The organism is Chryseobacterium sp. JJR-5R (assembly GCF_034047335.1).
GTDB lineage: Bacteria > Bacteroidota > Bacteroidia > Flavobacteriales > Weeksellaceae > Chryseobacterium.
Genome location: NZ_CP139137.1, coordinates 1,540,958 through 1,557,989, shown reverse-complemented (window position 1 = coordinate 1,557,989; position 17,032 = coordinate 1,540,958). Strand labels below are relative to the sequence as shown.

At 41.5% G+C, this 17,032-nt stretch carries 12 protein-coding genes; 5 read left to right on the top strand and 7 right to left on the bottom strand.

Going from position 1 to position 17,032, the window contains the following annotated elements:
• Positions 1–56: 56 nt before the first annotated feature.
• From gwsG to SD427_RS07135, 7 genes are all read right to left on the bottom strand, one after another.
• A complete protein-coding gene (gwsG, locus tag SD427_RS07165) occupies positions 57–953 on the bottom strand; it encodes a grasp-with-spasm system ATP-grasp peptide maturase (RefSeq protein ID WP_320560591.1) in 897 nt (298 codons plus the stop codon).
• A 2-nt stretch (positions 954–955) separates the two neighbouring features.
• Positions 956–1,834 (bottom strand): hypothetical protein, encoded by an 879-nt coding sequence (locus SD427_RS07160; protein ID WP_320560590.1) that lies wholly within the window; start codon positions 1,832–1,834, stop codon positions 956–958.
• Between the two features lie 156 nt (positions 1,835–1,990).
• On the bottom strand, positions 1,991–2,227 hold the full coding sequence (locus SD427_RS07155) for a grasp-with-spasm system A modified peptide (RefSeq protein ID WP_320560589.1): 237 nt from the start codon (positions 2,225–2,227) through the stop codon (positions 1,991–1,993).
• 489 nt (positions 2,228–2,716) lie between these two features.
• A complete protein-coding gene (locus SD427_RS07150) occupies positions 2,717–2,869 on the bottom strand; it encodes a hypothetical protein (RefSeq protein ID WP_320560588.1) in 153 nt (50 codons plus the stop codon).
• Between the two features lie 499 nt (positions 2,870–3,368).
• Positions 3,369–3,887 carry a DUF2911 domain-containing protein gene (locus SD427_RS07145; protein ID WP_320560587.1) on the bottom strand — a complete coding sequence of 173 codons (519 nt, stop codon included), beginning with the start codon at positions 3,885–3,887 and terminating at the stop codon, positions 3,369–3,371.
• A gap of 309 nt (positions 3,888–4,196) precedes the next feature.
• Positions 4,197–5,888: a sodium:solute symporter gene (locus SD427_RS07140; RefSeq protein WP_320560586.1), complete on the bottom strand. Its 1,692-nt coding sequence runs from the start codon at positions 5,886–5,888 to the stop codon at positions 4,197–4,199.
• Between the two features lie 100 nt (positions 5,889–5,988).
• Positions 5,989–8,493 carry a PIG-L family deacetylase gene (locus tag SD427_RS07135; protein ID WP_320560585.1) on the bottom strand — a complete coding sequence of 835 codons (2,505 nt, stop codon included), beginning with the start codon at positions 8,491–8,493 and terminating at the stop codon, positions 5,989–5,991.
• A 283-nt stretch (positions 8,494–8,776) separates the two neighbouring features.
• Between SD427_RS07135 and SD427_RS07130 the strand changes: the two genes are divergently transcribed.
• From SD427_RS07130 to SD427_RS07110, 5 genes are all read left to right on the top strand, one after another.
• Complete coding sequence (locus SD427_RS07130; protein WP_320560584.1) at positions 8,777–9,217, top strand: hypothetical protein; 441 nt, start codon at positions 8,777–8,779, stop codon at positions 9,215–9,217.
• Between the two features lie 1,026 nt (positions 9,218–10,243).
• Positions 10,244–13,003: a TonB-dependent receptor plug domain-containing protein gene (locus SD427_RS07125; protein ID WP_320560583.1), complete on the top strand. Its 2,760-nt coding sequence runs from the start codon at positions 10,244–10,246 to the stop codon at positions 13,001–13,003.
• Between the two features lie 17 nt (positions 13,004–13,020).
• The gene (locus tag SD427_RS07120; protein WP_320560582.1) at positions 13,021–14,256 is read left to right on the top strand and encodes a DUF4876 domain-containing protein; all 1,236 of its coding nucleotides are present in this window, start codon (positions 13,021–13,023) and stop codon (positions 14,254–14,256) included.
• Position 14,257: 1 nt separating this feature from the next.
• Positions 14,258–15,790, top strand: a complete 1,533-nt coding sequence (locus tag SD427_RS07115) for a DUF6850 family outer membrane beta-barrel protein (RefSeq protein ID WP_320560581.1) — start codon at positions 14,258–14,260, stop codon at positions 15,788–15,790.
• Between the two features lies 1 nt (position 15,791).
• Positions 15,792–16,940, top strand: coding sequence for a cytochrome-c peroxidase (locus SD427_RS07110; RefSeq protein ID WP_320560580.1), 1,149 nt, complete (start codon positions 15,792–15,794; stop codon positions 16,938–16,940).
• The last annotated feature ends 92 nt before the right edge of the window (positions 16,941–17,032 follow it).

The following is a 17,032-nucleotide window of genomic DNA, read 5'->3' as shown; positions in this document are numbered from 1 at the left end:
AAATTCAATATACTTAAATGTGAGAGGTAATTTATTTTTTTCTTTGATTGTTTTTTTCATAAGGACTTAGCAATTTCATAACCTAACCCATAGTTGCAATAAAATGAAACATTTCCGAACTGACCTACCGGATTCACTTCTAAAAAGTAAATGCTACTGCCTTTTTTTATAAAGTCTAATGAGCCTGAAGCCAGGTCTAATTTATTCATTAATGTAACGATTTTCTGTTCAATGTGTTTTGGTAAATTGTACCTGACATTTCTGTTGGGCTTTTCTTTATTGTATTTCCGATAGTCTACTCTGGTCTGATCATCATTTTGCGAAAAGATAGCCATAGACCAGATTTTTTCATTGAGATAAAATGATCTGATCTCAAAATCTTTTTCAATTTTTTGTTGAAAGAAAGTGATAAAAAAATCATCTTTTTCTTTTGTATCAACTACATTGGTATAAAGGGACCCGAAGCTGTCTTTAAACTTTAAAACCCCATTACCGGCAACAGGTTTTGTAATCGTATTGTTTAGCTCTACTCCATCCGTATTTTCGGCCAAAAAATATTCCGGGACATCAAAGCCAATTCCCCTTGCAATATCTAAAACAATAAGTTTATTTACGTGGTAATTACTTTCCTTATTAATGGAATCCTTGCTTTCCAAATAATTTCTGACATAGTCCTCAAGCCAATGTTGGTGCTCATTCATATGGATATTGACAGCCTGATTTTCATATTTTTTTCTTAAAAACCGTAAACCGCCTCTCCTGTACCAAACGCTTTTAATTTCATCAATAAAAAAACAATTTCTGGAACTTTCAACATATATACGTTTATTCCTTGTCTTTATTTCAAATACCTCATTTTCATGTACCCGAATAAAATCTTTTTTAAGAGCAACAAGCCAACTTATGATTTCATTTGTTGTTCTCTCATTATTTTCAGAAATTATGAGTATCATATTTACTTTTTTAAATAATCCGTATTGATTTTTTTGCTATGATTTAATGCTGGCATTCCTATTTCTTTACGGTTTTTATTGATTTTTGTGCTGTCGGAGATAAGGGAATTACTTACCGCACAATAAACACAGTATTTCCCTTCCATATAGGCTCTCTTATCAATCATTTCCGCATAATCTTCGGGAGTACATTCCCCTGTTTTTACATATTCCAGGATTTTTTCTTTAAAATAAGGATAATCTTTGTTGTCTAATCCAGCCATATGATTTAGGATATTTCCCATAGGCATAAAAGTATTATTATTTCCCCAAAGACCTATTTTTTGTGTAGATGGAAACCCATACTTTTTGAAAGTCCATATAAATAATTGAGCATTCTTTTTATCATTCAGGCTTTGCCGTTTCTCAATATATTTAGGCATCCTGAATTCCTGATTTCTGAAAAAGGCAATGGAAAAAGAGTCTACCAATCTTTTGTTAAGTCCCTTTTTCCAGTCAGCTACTTTGTTTTCTATTTCCAAACTGTCTATTCCATACTTTTTACACAAGTCAATGAGATCTTTATCTTGACGGTTATATTTCCAGTTAGGTGCAACCAGAGGAATGAGTTTATACAGGCTTTCTTTACCTCCGAAGTCAAAATGATATTTATCTGAGAGTATAATATAAGTCTGGTACTCATCAATAAGATTTGAATTAAAAGGAGGATGCTTTTTAAACAGCTTCTGATACATCTTAAGAGTAGTAAATGTATCTTTTTTAATACGGTAAACGTAGTCGATTTCGTTCACTTTATTCAGATATACAATATGGTCAGATTTTCTGATCTGGCATGAAAATAAAATAAAGAAAATAGAAAGAAAAAAAAGATTTTTATTCATTATAAAAATAAAACTAAGTGATAGAATGTTAAAGAACAGAAATGTTGTTTTTAAATTATCTTACTACAAATGAATATTATATAGTTTTTAGAAAAAATAAAAATATTATTGTATATCTCAGATTAAAAGACTGCCCTAATGGACAGTCTCTTTAGTTTAGTTTGTCTTTGTAATAACAGGATCAGAGCAGTCGTCAGTCAAACATTCCTGACGTTGAACATGCCGGCCATCAACATAGGTGTCAATATCAGAACAATTCCACTGGCTTGTAGAAGATTGCGACCACATATCAGTAGTGGCCATAGCCAATCCGCCGAATATTGAATCTGCATTTTTTAGTTTTTTGTTCTCAAAAGAAGAAAAAAGCTTCTTTAGACCTTTTAATTTTTTCATAAAATGAATTTCAATTGTTAATAGTTATTATATTTATTCCCTACTCTATAAAGGATTTTCGGGATTCTCCTGTAAATATTAGTTTATAAACAATGTTTCAAATATATATATTATTTCAAATAAAATAGATTTAAAATCAAAAAAATGACATTTTTAAATCCCTATAATAAGATATAACAGCTATGTATAACACTGGTTACCAATAATTAATTAAAATTAAATCAAATAATATATATAACTCTCAATTCAATGAAATAAATTATTTATGTCATTTTACAGTGAGATATGACTATTATGTTAAATCATTTTCTAAATTCTGTATTTTAATTCCTGAATTCCTGCCCGGAAAACCCAAATTTGTTCTGCCAGCGTTTCAGCTGGCCTGTTTTAAGTATCTCAAAAAAAGAAAATCGGTGTTCGGCAGCGAAAACTTAATGGGCCTGTTGATCTGTGTAGTATTATCACAGGATGAACTTTCGAAATATGATGTTATTCTTCATTTTCCTTCTTACTCATTCCTGTCCGGTAAATGCTGAAACTGCATTTCACTTCAAAGTGCTGCTTTCTTGAATCCTCCAAAAATTCTACAATACTAGTTTTTGTATCAATTGTATCTTCCTGTATCGTAGCTTTGAGTTTCATCGACTATTTTTCCAAAGCAGGTTCTTTCATGCGACAAAACGTGTCGTGTTTTATCTGTTCTACTTTTCGTACATTAAGGAGACCTTGAAAATTTGCTATCCTTAAAAAATATCTTTTATTCCGGAAAGCTCCATTCTTTCCAATTACCTTGATCAAAACAACCAGAGAAAAATGCATACTTCTCTCCTATTGAGATTATCCCATTCGGTTTTAATCTCAGTCAGAAAGACGGGGTGGATGAAGCTTTTATAAGTGCGTTAAGTATTATTGAAGGGCCTCCCGGAACAGGAAAAACACTCATGCATGGCGTCCTACTTAATGGACCGGAAACTTTTATCAGTTAGGTTTTTTGATATTTTAAAGAGCTTGTTGTAAAGCTTTTGCAGGACAAACCAGACCATATCACTGAAATTTACCCTAATCATCTTTGCTACCTAATCAAAATTTTAACCAAAAAAAATCCCGGCCAAAACCGGGATTTAACTTTTCAAATTCAAACCTATTTAACCTCCACAGGAACCGAGATTTTATCCCAATCCATAGTGAAACCGTTTTTGTTGATTTTGTAGACCAGGGCTTCCTGGGTAGTTGGTAAAGCTTTTGTTTTTACGTCTACCCGTAATGCGTCTTTGGACTGCTCGTATTTGTAGGCGCCCCACTGTTTTGGCTCTTTGTTAAAAACGGCAGTCCAGGTTCCGCTTTCTTTAGGGATCAGGAAAAAGCTGTATTTACCGGCCGGCAGTTTTTTGCCCTGAACGGTAAGGTCTTTATCCGTTTCAAACGTGGTGGCTTCATTGGCACCCGCGCGCCAGACTTTACCATATGCTTCCAGGCCGCCCCAGATGGTACGTCCTTTCACAGAAGGGCTGCTGTAGGCGATGGTAACGTTGGCATCCTTGATTTTCCCCGTTGCCGTCATGGCAGGGCTGGCCGGTTTTTTGGTTTCCTGGGCAAAGGCATTCACGGAGATCGTCATGGCCGCCACAAGAACGGTAGCCGATTTAAAAATTGTTTTCATAATACTTTTATTTGTTTGTTTATTGTTACAACCTGTTTTTTTACTGACTGTTGATTTTCTCTCGCGGATTAAGCGGATTACGCAGATTTTTTTTGATACTTTATTGCTGTATCTGTTATCATAATTTGCGGGAGATGATGCTTTTCAATGATCGGTTTATCTTTTTATATTGAGTCTTAATTTAAGCTCGCGGATTGAGTGGATTGCGCAGATTTTTTATTGGATTTATATCTGCGTAATCACCATCATCTGCGGGCGCTTATATTTTTCAGCCGAATGTAAGCGGCTTTTTTTATTATTGTTAATCGTTTACGAAGTTACTGCTTTCGGCTTATAAAAAATCAATCCGACTGCAGAAAATATAATAACGGCTGCTGCCCCGATGACGTTGAGCCAGAGGAAAGAAACGATATCGAACTGATACACGGCAATTACGGTAATTTCCGACAGGATGGCCGCAATAAATACATTCGCCCCGTTGATTTTTTTAAAATAAAACGCAACAAGGAAAATCCCCAGGATCGGGCCGTAGAAAAGGGAACCCAATACATTCACCGCTTCAATAAGCGAACCCATTTGTGTCGCAAACATGGCGACGCCGATGGAAAAGATGCCCCAGGCTAAGGTATGCAGGCGGCTGTATTTCAGTTCGGTGGCATCATCAGGCATTTCTTTTCTGAAGATCAGATGGATATCTTTTAAAGAGCAGGCGGCCAGGGAATTCAGCGCCGCGGAAATGGAGCCCCAGCTGGCCAGGAAAATAACGGCAAACAGGAGGCCGACCATCCCTGCAGGCAGCGTACTTTTTACGAAATAAAGGAAAATATAATTGGTATCCGTTTTTTCCGCATTGTAGTCTGCCTTATTGATCGCCTCTTCTATCCTGCCGTGAAGTTCTTTTACCTCGGTCTGTGTATTTTTAAAATCCTGAACGGTTTGATTAAGCTCCGGTGAATGGGTTTCTTTCAGCTTTAAAATTTCTTTTGATTCTGCATTGAATTTTACCTGCAGGTCCTGATGCTCTTTTTCAAAAGCCGTTGCCTGTTCAGGCTGTGTTTCCTTTAAATGCTGATAAGAGCGTTCGTTAAAATAAACCGGCGCCGGTTTCAGGGAAAAGAAAGCAAAAAGCAAAGCCCCGATCAGGAGAATGGCAAACTGCATAGGGATCTTCACCAATCCGTTAAGCAGCAGGCCCATTTTTGCGTTGGTGTTGTCTTTCGCGGTAATATACCTCCCGACCTGGCTCTGATCCGTCCCGAAATAAGAAAGCGCCAGGAAAAAACCGCCGATCAGCCCGCTCCAGAGGTTGTATTTGTCTTTCCAGTCGAATTCTGTAGTGATCACATTCAGCTTTCCGGATTTCCCTGCGAGATACAGCGCATCCTTAAAACCGATGCCGCCCGGCATATCCTGGATCAGCAGATAACCTGCAAAAGCCATGGTTCCCAGAATAATGAGAAACTGTAATTTTTGGGTGTGGGCGATCGCTTTGGCTCCGCCGACATAGGTATAAATCAACAGGATGCCGCCTGTTAATACATTGGTTAAGTAAATATTCCAGTTGAGAACGCTTGACAGGATGATGCTCGGCGCATAAATGCTGATCCCTGTGGATAATCCCCTGGAAAAAAGAAAAAGCAGCGAGGTGAGCACCCTTGTTTTTTTATCGAAACGGTTTTCCAAGTATTCATAGGCGGTGTATACATTCAGGCGCTGGAAAATCGGGATAAAGGTAATGCAGATGACAATCATCGCGAGAGGCAGCCCAAAATAGTACTGAACGAAACGCATTCCGTCGGTATACGCCTGTCCCGGCGCTGAAAGAAACGTAATGGCACTGGCCTGCGTCGCCATAATCCCGATCAGCACAATGTACCATGGCATTTTATTGTCTGCTTTCAGGTAGGAGGCGTTGCTTTTCTGGCCACGGCCGATCCATACGCCGTACACCACCACAGCCACTAAGGTAAAAATGAGAACGGCCCAATCGATACTGCTCATGCCCAGAATTTAGTAAATAAGTAATACAATATGATCTGGGCGATCAGCGCAGCGGCCAATAACACGTACCAGATCTTCCAGTTTTTAAATCGATTATCCATCAGTTTTTCTGTGCCGATAAAAAATTCAGGAACAAAAGGGCCGCCCCTACATTTCCTGCAGGCAGCTGCCTGAAAAAGGACAAAGGCGTATAAATAAAATTCCCTTTGCCATATTTCGTATATAAAGTAGATCCCTGCAGCGGCTCTTCACCGGTGTCGTGCATTTCAAAAAGCGGTTCGTAAGCCGCATCCCATTGGTCCGGGAAGTAGGCGCCGCGCTCCTGCACCCAGCCTTTGAAATCATCGGCTGTAATCTTGTTCGGGAAGTTCAGCAGTTTATGGTTGGGATTTAAAAAGGTCACCGTGGCATTTTCTTCAGTAACCCGCTTATTGGCAATGTTGAATGGGTACATGCCCAACTGACTCACCATCGCGTCCTGGTTGGTGTTGTACTGCATCAACAGGTTTCCGCCGGCTTTTACATAAGTCCATAAAAAAGGCATCCAGCGGCCCAGCTTTTTCTCCGTATTATTTGCCCGGATTCCCAGGACAATGGCATCGTATTGCGATAATCTGTTCTGACTACCGTTTCCGCCTGATGCATCTGCATTGCCATAAAAATCTTCGTCTTTCAAAACATCCACCTGGATACCGGCCATGCGCAGGAACTCAGGAATAAAATCGCCCGCTCCCTGGATATATCCTACTTTTTTAACCGTCGCCCGGATATCGCCTTTCATGACGGCGATCGTTGCCGGCGCAAAATACTGTAAGGAAGGCAGATGCGGGTACTGGATCAGTACCTGTTTTTTATTATAGGTTACTCCGTCTGCAACAAAATCAGCATCCAACTGCAGACGGCTGGATGGTATCGAAACAAGCTTGTTTTTTGTAATAACGCAATCGACTGTTATATCTTTTCCGTTGATTGAACTGACATCAGCGCCGCCCAAACGTTCGCCGTTGTACATCAGGTTCAGCTTGCCGTTCCCAAAAGCTTTGTTTGAATTGACTTTAATATTTAAGTTCAGATGCAAATCTTCATTTTCTTTTACCAGATAAAGCGGCTGCGTAAATTTCAGTTCCAGGGCCGGAACAATACGAAGGGCTTCCACCACATCGCCGCGCACCGGGTCCAGTTTCTTGAACGATAAAGGAAGCTTTACCCGCAACTTTTCCAAGCCGATTTTTAAATCAAGTACAACATTCAACGGTGATTCCGCTTCAGGCAAACCGATCAACGTATCATTGGGAACAGCGAAAGTTGCCGCATTCACCGCCGGCTTTGCCAGCCAGTACGGTTCCGTAAGTGCGGCATCAGCAGGAATCTGAATATCATGCTGAATGGTAATTAAAGAATCTCTGGACAGTTTCCTGTTGACGCTTTCCGACTGGTTCAGCCATTTTACGTTTTCCACAACAACCGGGTTTTCAGCTCTTGCAATCAGGTTTAATTTGAAATTGTATGCATTTCCGGCCACGGCTTCAGCTTGGTTGGTCACCACTTCGCCCATAAACCCGGCGCAACTCAGAATGATCTGATCCAGCGATTTGATTTTATCTTTTTTAAGTTCCGGATCCTGTATCGCCATCAACTTTTTCCGCAAAGCAAGTAAAGCAGGCAAACTAAGGTTTGGGTTATTGAAATTGAAAGCGGAAATAATTTTGTCTAAAGATTGGTCGATATCGGAGTTTCCTTTTGCAGACCAGGTTTTTACGACTCCGTCAAAAAGGGTTCCTTTCGCGGGTTCGCCGGCCACATGGGTAAAATATTCCGTTCTGATCCCGGCTACCGACTGGGTTCCCGCGCCCTGGCTTTTGTGTAAGCTTCTGCTTAATCCTGCCAGTTCACCATAGCCCATTCCCAGTTGCGCATCATATTGCCCTACCGTAACTTTCATCTGGTTTTCGGCTGTTGTATTAACTGCGCCAAACCGGAACGTATTCCACAATATGCGTTTGGGCTGCCAGACCTTAATATATTTCAGTTGATCCGGGAAAGCATTTTTATCGCCTGCCAGCTTGAAAGCTTTTTCCGCTACCACCGCCGAAGCCGCATGCTGTCCGTGGCCTGCCGCAGCCGTAGGCGGAAAACGGCAGATGATCACATCCGGACGGAAGGTACGGATGACCCAGACCACATCCGCGGTAATGCTGTTTTCATCCCACTGTTTAAAAGTATCGGTGGTATTTTTAGAGAACCCGAAATCAATTGCCCGGGTAAAAAACTGTTGGGCGCCGTCTAACTTTCTCGCCTCCAAAAGCTCATGCGTCCTGATCAATCCCAAGGCAGCTCCCTGTTCGGTTCCCAGTAAATTCTGTCCTCCATCACCTCTGGTTAATGACAGATAACCCGTCTCTACATTCCGGTCATTGATCAGCCAAGAGAGCAATCCCGTATTTTCATCATCGGGATGAGCCGCCAGGTATAACACTTTAGGAATATGTTTAAGGGTTTTGAGTTCGCGGTAAATTTCTGCTGATTTTGAGGGCCGGACCTGCTGGGCCGGACAAAAAACCGTAAAGAAGCCAAGAATAAATACAATGATAAATTTTTTGAACATTTGAATCTGCTTTGCGGGACAAATATAAGTAAATCGTTCTTCTTTTAACCTTAAAAGAAAAGCAACACAATTTTTGCCAACTGTTTAAAACGTTTGGATGAAGCCGTTAAGCCTGCCGGCACAATTCAGAAGTATTTTGGGTAAATAATGCAGATTTTCAAGGTAATCGTTTTAATTGGACTATACAGAACATGATATCCGGACAACAGACAACTGAACAGGAAAAAACGGCATCTTTTAAAAGAAAATATTAAATATTCCGTTTAATTCTTAAATTTGGCCCATGCAAAAGAATCTCTACCTCATTATTATATTATTTTCTCTCAGCAGCTGCTATACGTATCAGGTAAAAAAACAGGCAGATCCGGCAGGTGACAATAAACAGGCATCTAAAAACAACAGAACGCCTGCCAATAATAATCCGCCGAATCTGAACGTACAACAAACGCCCGCTCCTATTAATGTCACAGAGAAACTTGCAGCCGGCAAAAATTTTAGAATCAATGCTGACGGCAGGTCGTACAAAATAATAGTGGACAGATGGGAAGGCGACAGCCTGGTTGCACACCCGGTCCATCATCCTGAAAAAACACTGAAATTCCATAAGAACCAGATCAATGGCGAAAAAATTGCAGAAAAACGCTTTTCACAGCCTATAGCGGATATTATTACCATCATTGCCTACGCGGGAATTGGTGTCTTAATCTGGTCTCTTGTCCGATAGGTACAGAAATATTTTCATCTTTTAAAATTTCTGCACACTATATCCGTATTATTACATTAATTCACAATTCCATTTTTGTTCATTTTCAAGGTTCCTGACTTTAAAATATATTTTAGGATTGTTTTATTCTACTGGTTTAAAGCTGAGAAATATTATGCGCTGAGATCTTAGTTCCCTGAATAAATAGTTTAATGAATAGTTCAGGGCCTGTTTAAGAATTATAACTTTACATTGTTAAAGCAGGCGGATTGACGTTTTTAAAACTCCACTGCGCTCAAATTATTTCAGATATACCAAAACAAATTATGTGTGGCATATTAATTGCACATCATATAATACCAATCACTTTAATATTTTTGAAAATAAAATCCCCGGCTTCTGTCGGGGATTTTACTTTAAGATAACTGGTAGACTGTCTTCCTTAGTATGGCTACGAATTTATATTACCAGATTTTTCTTTTGTCTGTCTTACATTGTATGTTCCGGATTCAAGCCTGATTTTCAGCTCCCAAATATCTCATGCCATTCCTTCATTTCTTTGATGAGCTGAACAATCTGATTTTAATATGCAGCTGTTTGAGGATTCCCATAATTACACGATACTGCTTAAACAAAAACAATAAAACTTTACTGTAACTTCCTGGCTTCTAACCAATCCAGTTCTTCTAACTGATTTTAAAAAAAATTTAATCATAATCATGGCTCTGTATTGTATTGATTGATGGATATATCCTTCAAATAAATGGTAAAAAGATAATTTTGAAATTTCATCCTTAAACAAACAATTTCTTAACGATGAAACAGCATTATTTATATTGAAAATAAAATCAGATCCCTTAAAAATTCATTTTATAACATGTATTGATTAAAACAGCTGAATCTGCATGGTTTATTTTTATCTGATCATCCTGAACCATCCATCAGCAATGATTTTTATCATTTATTTTAATTTGTTCTAAATAAATTCTGTATCTGCCGATTAAATTTCTATTTTTGCGGCTGATTTGTTTTTAGACAAGTAAAATAATGACACTCAGGATTTTATCATTTTTGTTCTTCATGCCTTTCGGCTCCTTGCTCTTATTCTCCCAAACTGAGAAAATACAGCTCACCATCCATGCATCCGGTGAAAACCAGCGCGAACTCGGGGACGTTTCTGTAAAAAGCACCGGAAATTCATCCGTCACCAACGAAAAAGGAGATGTTATCCTCTTCCTAAGCAGGGGCAGGCACCACATCATACTTACCCACACAAATTACCAGGAAAAAGAACTGGATGTGAATGTAGATGCTTCCAAAACACTGAATATCCGGCTCCAGGCCATAGATAAACTCGAAGAAGTGGTGATGTTCTCGAAAGAAAGCACAGGGCTTACGACAAAGTCTGTTATTGACCGGAAGGCAATGGAGCATCTGCAGCCATCAAGCTTTTCAGATTTGATGGAACTTTTACCCGGCGGATTGGCAAAAACCCCTGCCCTGAGCATCAACAACAGGCCTCTTATCCGTGAAAATCGCGGTGACATGAGCAACGGGCCCGGAAAGTACGACACCTCATCTCTGGGCGTGCAGTTTATGGTTGACGGAAACGTGATCAATTCCAACGCAGACATGCAGGTTTCTCTAGATAACTCACAGTTCGGCTATTCCCCTCAAGCCAGAGAAACGGCAACCACAGGGATTGATATGAGAACGATCTCCACCAATGACATTGAAAAAGTGGAAATCATCCGCGGGATTCCCTCAGCATCATACGGGGACCTGACTTCAGGCCTGATAAAAATTGAAAGGAAAATCGGAGCCTCCCCTTTGCAGGCAAGGTTTAAGGCAGACGGTTTCAGCAAGCAGTATTATGTAGGAAAAGGCTTTAAGGTTTCCGACAGCTGGCAGATCAATGCCGGCGCAGACTTTCTGGATTCCAAGGCAAACCCGACAGATGATTTTGAAAATTATCAGCGTGCCACAGCCTCTATCCGCTCCGTGAAAAAAGGATTTCTCGGGTCCAGGCCGCTGGAGTGGCGTTCGAGCATCGACTTTTCCACCAATATTGATGCTAAGAAAAATGACCCGGATAACGGCGTTCCTGATATCGACCGATATAAACAGACCAGGACGAGAGTAAGCCTTACCAACAATTTCGTGTACGCTTTAGACCCTTCTTCCGTCTTCGACAAGGTTATTTTAAATACGGCCATCCGTCAGGGATTCGAGAAAATCGACCAGACAAAACTGGTACAGCTCTCCGGGCCGAGGTCTTTTTCACTGGCTACTGAACAGGGCGAAAATGTAGGCATCTTCCCTGCGCTCAGGTATATCAGCGAATACAGCACAGAAGGGAAACCGCTGGATATCACGGCACTTCTTCAGGCTACAGGCAACGGCAATACATTCGGGGTTGCGCATCATTATGAAGCCGGTTTGGACTGGAGGTTTTCCAAAAACAACGGCAGGGGCCTGATTTACGATATGAATTCTCCTTATGCCGCTACTTTTGTCAATTCAAGGCCGAGGCCGTTCAATGACATCCCTGCCTCCAATTTACTGGCAGCCTTCTTGGGAGACCAGATGAGCTATGCCATAGACCAGCATAAATTTACGCTGTATACCGGTTTAAGGTTTTCCAGACAGCTGGGAATAGACCCGTCTTATACCATCAGCAAAAAGGTTTTTGCAGAATCGAGATTAAATTTACAGTACAACCTTCCGCATCTGATGATCAACAATTTCCCGCTGAAAACGGATGTTACTTTAGGATACGGGCAGTTCTACAAGCAGCCTACCCTTCTGATGCTTTATCCGAACCGGGAATTCTGGGATTACACGCAGCTTAACTATTACAACAACGATGCACAGTACCGCTACGTTAATTTCATGACCTATGTACAGAATACGGAAAACAAGGCCATTGAAGCGGCAAAAAGCATCAAAAAAGAAATACGGCTAGACCTGTCTTACCGGAACCATACCCTGTTCTTTACGTATTTTAAAGAAAATATGACCAACGGCTTCCGGAGCATGCTCCATACGGTGCTTCATACCTACAAACAGTATGATGCCTCGCAGGTAGACCTTTCCCAGTGGAACAACGGCCCGGATCTTAACTCTACCCCTTACACCGTGAAGCAGAATATGGGCGAATACGCAGTTACGGAGAACGGCAGCGAAACACTGAAGAGCGGGATTGAATTCGGGTACAGCTCGCCACGTATCAAAGCCATCAATACACGGTTTACCCTGAGCGCTGCTTATTTCAAAACCCAGTACAGGAACTCAGTCCCGTTTCTGTTTAAACCCACGGCATCAATCGGCCCGGACGGGTTCCCTTATTACGGGATTTACCGGAACGATGACGGATACGTTAATTCCAATATGAATTACAACCTTTTTATCGATACCTACCTTCCGAGCCTTGACCTTACGATCTCAGCATCTTTCCAGGGAAGCGTGTTTGACCGTCAGAGAAGAGACCGGAGAATGGCAGAACCTATATCCTATTATGGAGTTGACGGCATCATCCATCCGTTCACCGAGGCTGACAAAACGGATACTTACAAGCAGTGGCTGGTGCGGAATGTGTCAGTGACCGACAATATGCCTACAGATTACACCTTTACGGTTGTGGGGAACCTGAAAATCACGAAAAGCATTTATAAAACCATCCGGACATCCATGTTCGTGACGAGGATGTTCAATTACAGCGCTCCGTATGTCTTCAACAACGTAACGGTGTACAGAAGAGGGCTGAATACCCCGTATTTCGGAATGGAACTTAATTATAATTTTTAAAATAGATACAGAAAAATATGAAAAAGAGCGTTATCCTGCTAAGTTTAGCAGCAGCCATGGCAACAGGATTCACCGTAACCTCATGCTCAAGCGATGATGATTTCGGCGTAACGGCAAAACAGAACGGCGTACTGACGCTAAACGTTACGGGTGAGGGCATCACTGCCTACAAAGGCATCAACATCGAGATTACCGAACTTAATACAGGTGCTGTCATCAAGCAGACACTTGAGTCTAATGTAACTACATTTTCATTTGACCTCCCTTACGGATCTTATAAAATTACAGCCAACGGTGTCGTGATTGCCAACAATGAAGAAGCCAGGGCAGCCGGTGTAGGACAGACCGATATTACCTCTGCAGTAACCAACCTTACCATCCCTCTGTTTATAAAAAAATTCCATGAAGACTTTATCATTGAGGAAGTGTTCTTCACAGGGATAAAAACGCCGGATAATAAGAATTACAATTCCAGCCGTTATTTTAAAATTACCAACAATACCAGTAAGGTTCTTTTTGCAGATCAGCTGATCATCGGCCAGTCTGAATTCCTTACCACAGATGACAAAAACCCTACTCCATACAACCCCAATTTATCTTTTGCCGTAAAAGGTGTCATGGTATTACCGGGAACCGGAAACCAGTACCCTGTTCAGCCGGGGGATTTCATTGTGATTGCAGACAATGCCATCAACCACAAACAGAATACGAGTACAGCCTATGATCTGCATAATGCGGATTTTGAGTTCCCGTCTACCAATCCGGCTTTAGGGCAGGTGGATAACCCAAGTGTTCCGAATGCTGAAGTAATTTATACGCAGATGCAGTTTAATATGTTTTTCCTGCACAACAGAGGTTTTGAAAGCTACGTAATCGCAAGATTCCCGGCCGGCGAAAGCAAAGATTCATTCCTTCAGAAATTCAAGTATGACTACACGTATCAAAACAGTGCAGGTACAGTTACTTCAAAAAGCGCTTATGCCATCCCGAATTCATGGATTGTTGATGCAGAAAACAATTCTGTACCCACCAAATTCATTCACACCCTAACTTCTGCCAGCATGGATTCCGGATGGGCCTCCGTAGGAGCTACGGATAATGACGCAAACAGGTATGGGAAATCAGTAAGGCGTAAAACATCAGGAACACTTTCAAACGGCAAGAACCTGTATATGGATACCAACAATTCTACCAATGATTTTACCAAAGATGCCGTACCGAGCTTAAAAGACGGTATTGACCACAATAAATAACATGATGTCCAATTTAAAAAGCTCTTTACTGCTGATGGCTGCCGTTTCCGCTTCCCTGTATATAAAAGCGCAGGACAGCACACGGATCTTCCCTAAGATTAACAACCAGTACAGTATTGAAAGAAATTTCAGAAGCCAGTTTTACGATAATCCGGCCAATAAGTCGGATTATAGTTCTTCCTCATTCTCAGAATTCAGCATAGGCTATCACGATAACCGCCGGAAGGTATACCGCGAACAGCTGGGTGCCGGTGAAAAAGGGCTTTCCGTAAGCGCATCCTCATTTTTAAAACTCAATACCAACCGCTCCGTATGGGGAGAAGCCAGCTACCAGAACCTGAAGAAAAAGACGTTCCGGTGGAATGAAAACCTGGATTATGAACGCATTGCGCCTTACACCACCGCAGATTCGCTGGGCGGAACCCTGAATGTGGAACGGTATTTTTTTGCAGGAGGCCTGTCCCAGAAAATCAACAGATGGACGGTGGGCGGTGAAGTAAGCTATCTTGCCCAGCTCGGCTACCGCGCCCGTGACCCGAGGCTGAAGAGCACCACATCAGACCTGTCTGTAAATGCAGGCGTAAACTATAAGGTATTCCGGGAATATGAGGCCGGAGTTTTCGGGACTGTCAACAAATACACCCAAAACAGCTCACTTAATTTCCAGAGCGTCTTGGGAAAACCTTTTGTGTACCAGATGATCGGTTTGGGCAATTCCAATTACTTTTTCAGCGGCGGGGTAAATCCGGCGCAGACTTTTGAGGAATTCGGGTATAAAGGAGGCATCCAGATATCGAATAAACAAGGGAAAGATTTTTATCTGCGGGCTTCAGCCGGACGTTCAAACAACACCAAAAGCCACAAAGACAACAGTTCAAATACCGCTTTTGAAATTTCAGAACTGGAAAACAAAAATTTTGAATTGGAAGGCGCTAAATTCCTGACGCTGAAAGAAAAACACAGGATCGGACTGTCTGCCAACTACAAAGCCGTGGTAAGGACCGGTTCGGAATTCGGGTATTCCGTAAATACCAATACTACCGAACAGATATTTAAAAGACAGGCCTACCGCTCAGAAAATTTCATGAGTTCAGTAAAATTTCTTTACCAATATACCGGAGAAAATTTTTCAGTCAGTGCTTCCCCGTTTTTCGGGTATGAAGAGATTAAGGAACGGACGCTTTATCCCAATTCCGGGCAGAAATTTGAATATTCCTATCTGGGCATAACAGCAGACTACCGCCAGTCGCTTAACTCTGACCAGATGATCTCATTCCGGCCTTATTTTTCAAAACGGACGGTCAACAAATCCATCAATGCTTTGAGCATGACGGCAAGCAAGGAGATCAATGAGTGGATCCTGCACGATTACCGGTTCCAGGCAAGCGATATTACCACTTTCGGTGCTTCGCTGAGATACGATATCAAACTTGAAAAGCTTCCTGCATTCTTTGTCTCTGCAGCGTACGAGATACAGAAAATCCAGAAAAAAAACAATAATTTTGCCGGTGCAAGCTTAGGAATTACATTTTAAAATGAAAAAAGGTATTTATTGGGGTTCAGGTTTAATAATCATTTTCCTGTGGAGCTTTACTTCAAAAGTGAGCACAGACCTTTCCAACATTCAGGATCCGTCCATTGAAGACATCGTAAAAAGCTACAAAAAGGCCATTGCGGAATGGCCGGAACCGAATATTGACAAAGGCGTAAAATGGAAGGAGTTTGCTCCTCTTAAAAGTGATTCGGCCTATTTTGCAGAACAGGAAAAGCCGAATATCATTTTAGGGAAAATGCTTTTTTTCGATCCTAAATTATCCCAGTCCAACCAGATTTCCTGCAGTACCTGCCACGATCCTGAAATGGGCTGGTCAGACAGGAGGCACGTTGCCCTGGGAAATGACCATCTTCTCGGAAGCCGGAACACCATGTCGCTTTACAATATCGCAGAAAGAACCTCTTTTTTCTGGGACGGACGGGCCAAAAGCCTTGAAGAACAGGCTTCCGGTCCTTTGGGAGCACATCATGAAATGGCCATGGACGTGAAGACGCTGCCTGCAAAAATCCAGGGCATCGCAGGCTACCGGCAGCTTTTCAAAAGTGCATACGGAACCGAAAAAGTAACGTATGACAAAATTGTAAAATCAATTGCCGATTTCCAGAAAACCATCAAAAGCCAGCCGAGCCGCTTCGACAGGTTCCTGGAAGGGAAATACAGCTCGCTGTCTGATGAAGAAATTTACGGCATGCATATCTTCCGTACCAAGGCGCGCTGCATGAACTGCCATAACGGGCAGTACCTTACCGATGAGTCTTTCCACAATATAGGGCTCACCTATTATAAAAGAAAATATGAAGACCTGGGTTTGTACAACATTACCAGGAAGCCGGAAGATGTAGGAAAATTCAAAACCCCGCAGTTAAGAGACCTGATGCTTACCCAGCCCTGGATGCACAACGGCCTGTTTGACAAACTTGAAGGCGTGGTGAACATATACAACAGCGGAATGCACCAGCTTGACCCGAGTGCAGAAAAAAAATTATCGGATCCGCTTCATCCTTCCGCAGATTCTTTGCTGAAACCCCTGCATTTGAATAAAGATGAGGTTAAAGCACTGGTTTCTTTCCTTACCTCGATGTCCGGGACAAAATACAAAATGAGGAGGCCGGAATTTCCTGTACAGTAAACGAACAGGATAAAGCATGCTTAGGCCATTAAACCTAAGGAAAACAAAGGTTCAGCTCAGCCAAGATCAATCAGGATTTACGGATCTTTCCA

Coding starts and splice junctions, on each gene's coding strand:
- SD427_RS07150 (WP_320560588.1), bottom strand. CDS start 2,869: ATGAAACTCAAAGCTACGATACAGGAAGATACAATTGATACAAAAACT.
- SD427_RS07140 (WP_320560586.1), bottom strand. CDS start 5,888: ATGAGCAGTATCGATTGGGCCGTTCTCATTTTTACCTTAGTGGCTGTG.
- SD427_RS07120 (WP_320560582.1), top strand. CDS start 13,021: ATGAAAAAGAGCGTTATCCTGCTAAGTTTAGCAGCAGCCATGGCAACA.
- SD427_RS07160 (WP_320560590.1), bottom strand. CDS start 1,834: ATGAATAAAAATCTTTTTTTTCTTTCTATTTTCTTTATTTTATTTTCA.
- SD427_RS07155 (WP_320560589.1), bottom strand. CDS start 2,227: ATGAAAAAATTAAAAGGTCTAAAGAAGCTTTTTTCTTCTTTTGAGAAC.
- SD427_RS07130 (WP_320560584.1), top strand. CDS start 8,777: ATGCAAAAGAATCTCTACCTCATTATTATATTATTTTCTCTCAGCAGC.
- SD427_RS07125 (WP_320560583.1), top strand. CDS start 10,244: ATGACACTCAGGATTTTATCATTTTTGTTCTTCATGCCTTTCGGCTCC.
- SD427_RS07135 (WP_320560585.1), bottom strand. CDS start 8,493: ATGTTCAAAAAATTTATCATTGTATTTATTCTTGGCTTCTTTACGGTT.
- SD427_RS07145 (WP_320560587.1), bottom strand. CDS start 3,887: ATGAAAACAATTTTTAAATCGGCTACCGTTCTTGTGGCGGCCATGACG.
- gwsG (WP_320560591.1), bottom strand. CDS start 953: ATGATACTCATAATTTCTGAAAATAATGAGAGAACAACAAATGAAATC.
- SD427_RS07110 (WP_320560580.1), top strand. CDS start 15,792: ATGAAAAAAGGTATTTATTGGGGTTCAGGTTTAATAATCATTTTCCTG.
- SD427_RS07115 (WP_320560581.1), top strand. CDS start 14,258: ATGATGTCCAATTTAAAAAGCTCTTTACTGCTGATGGCTGCCGTTTCC.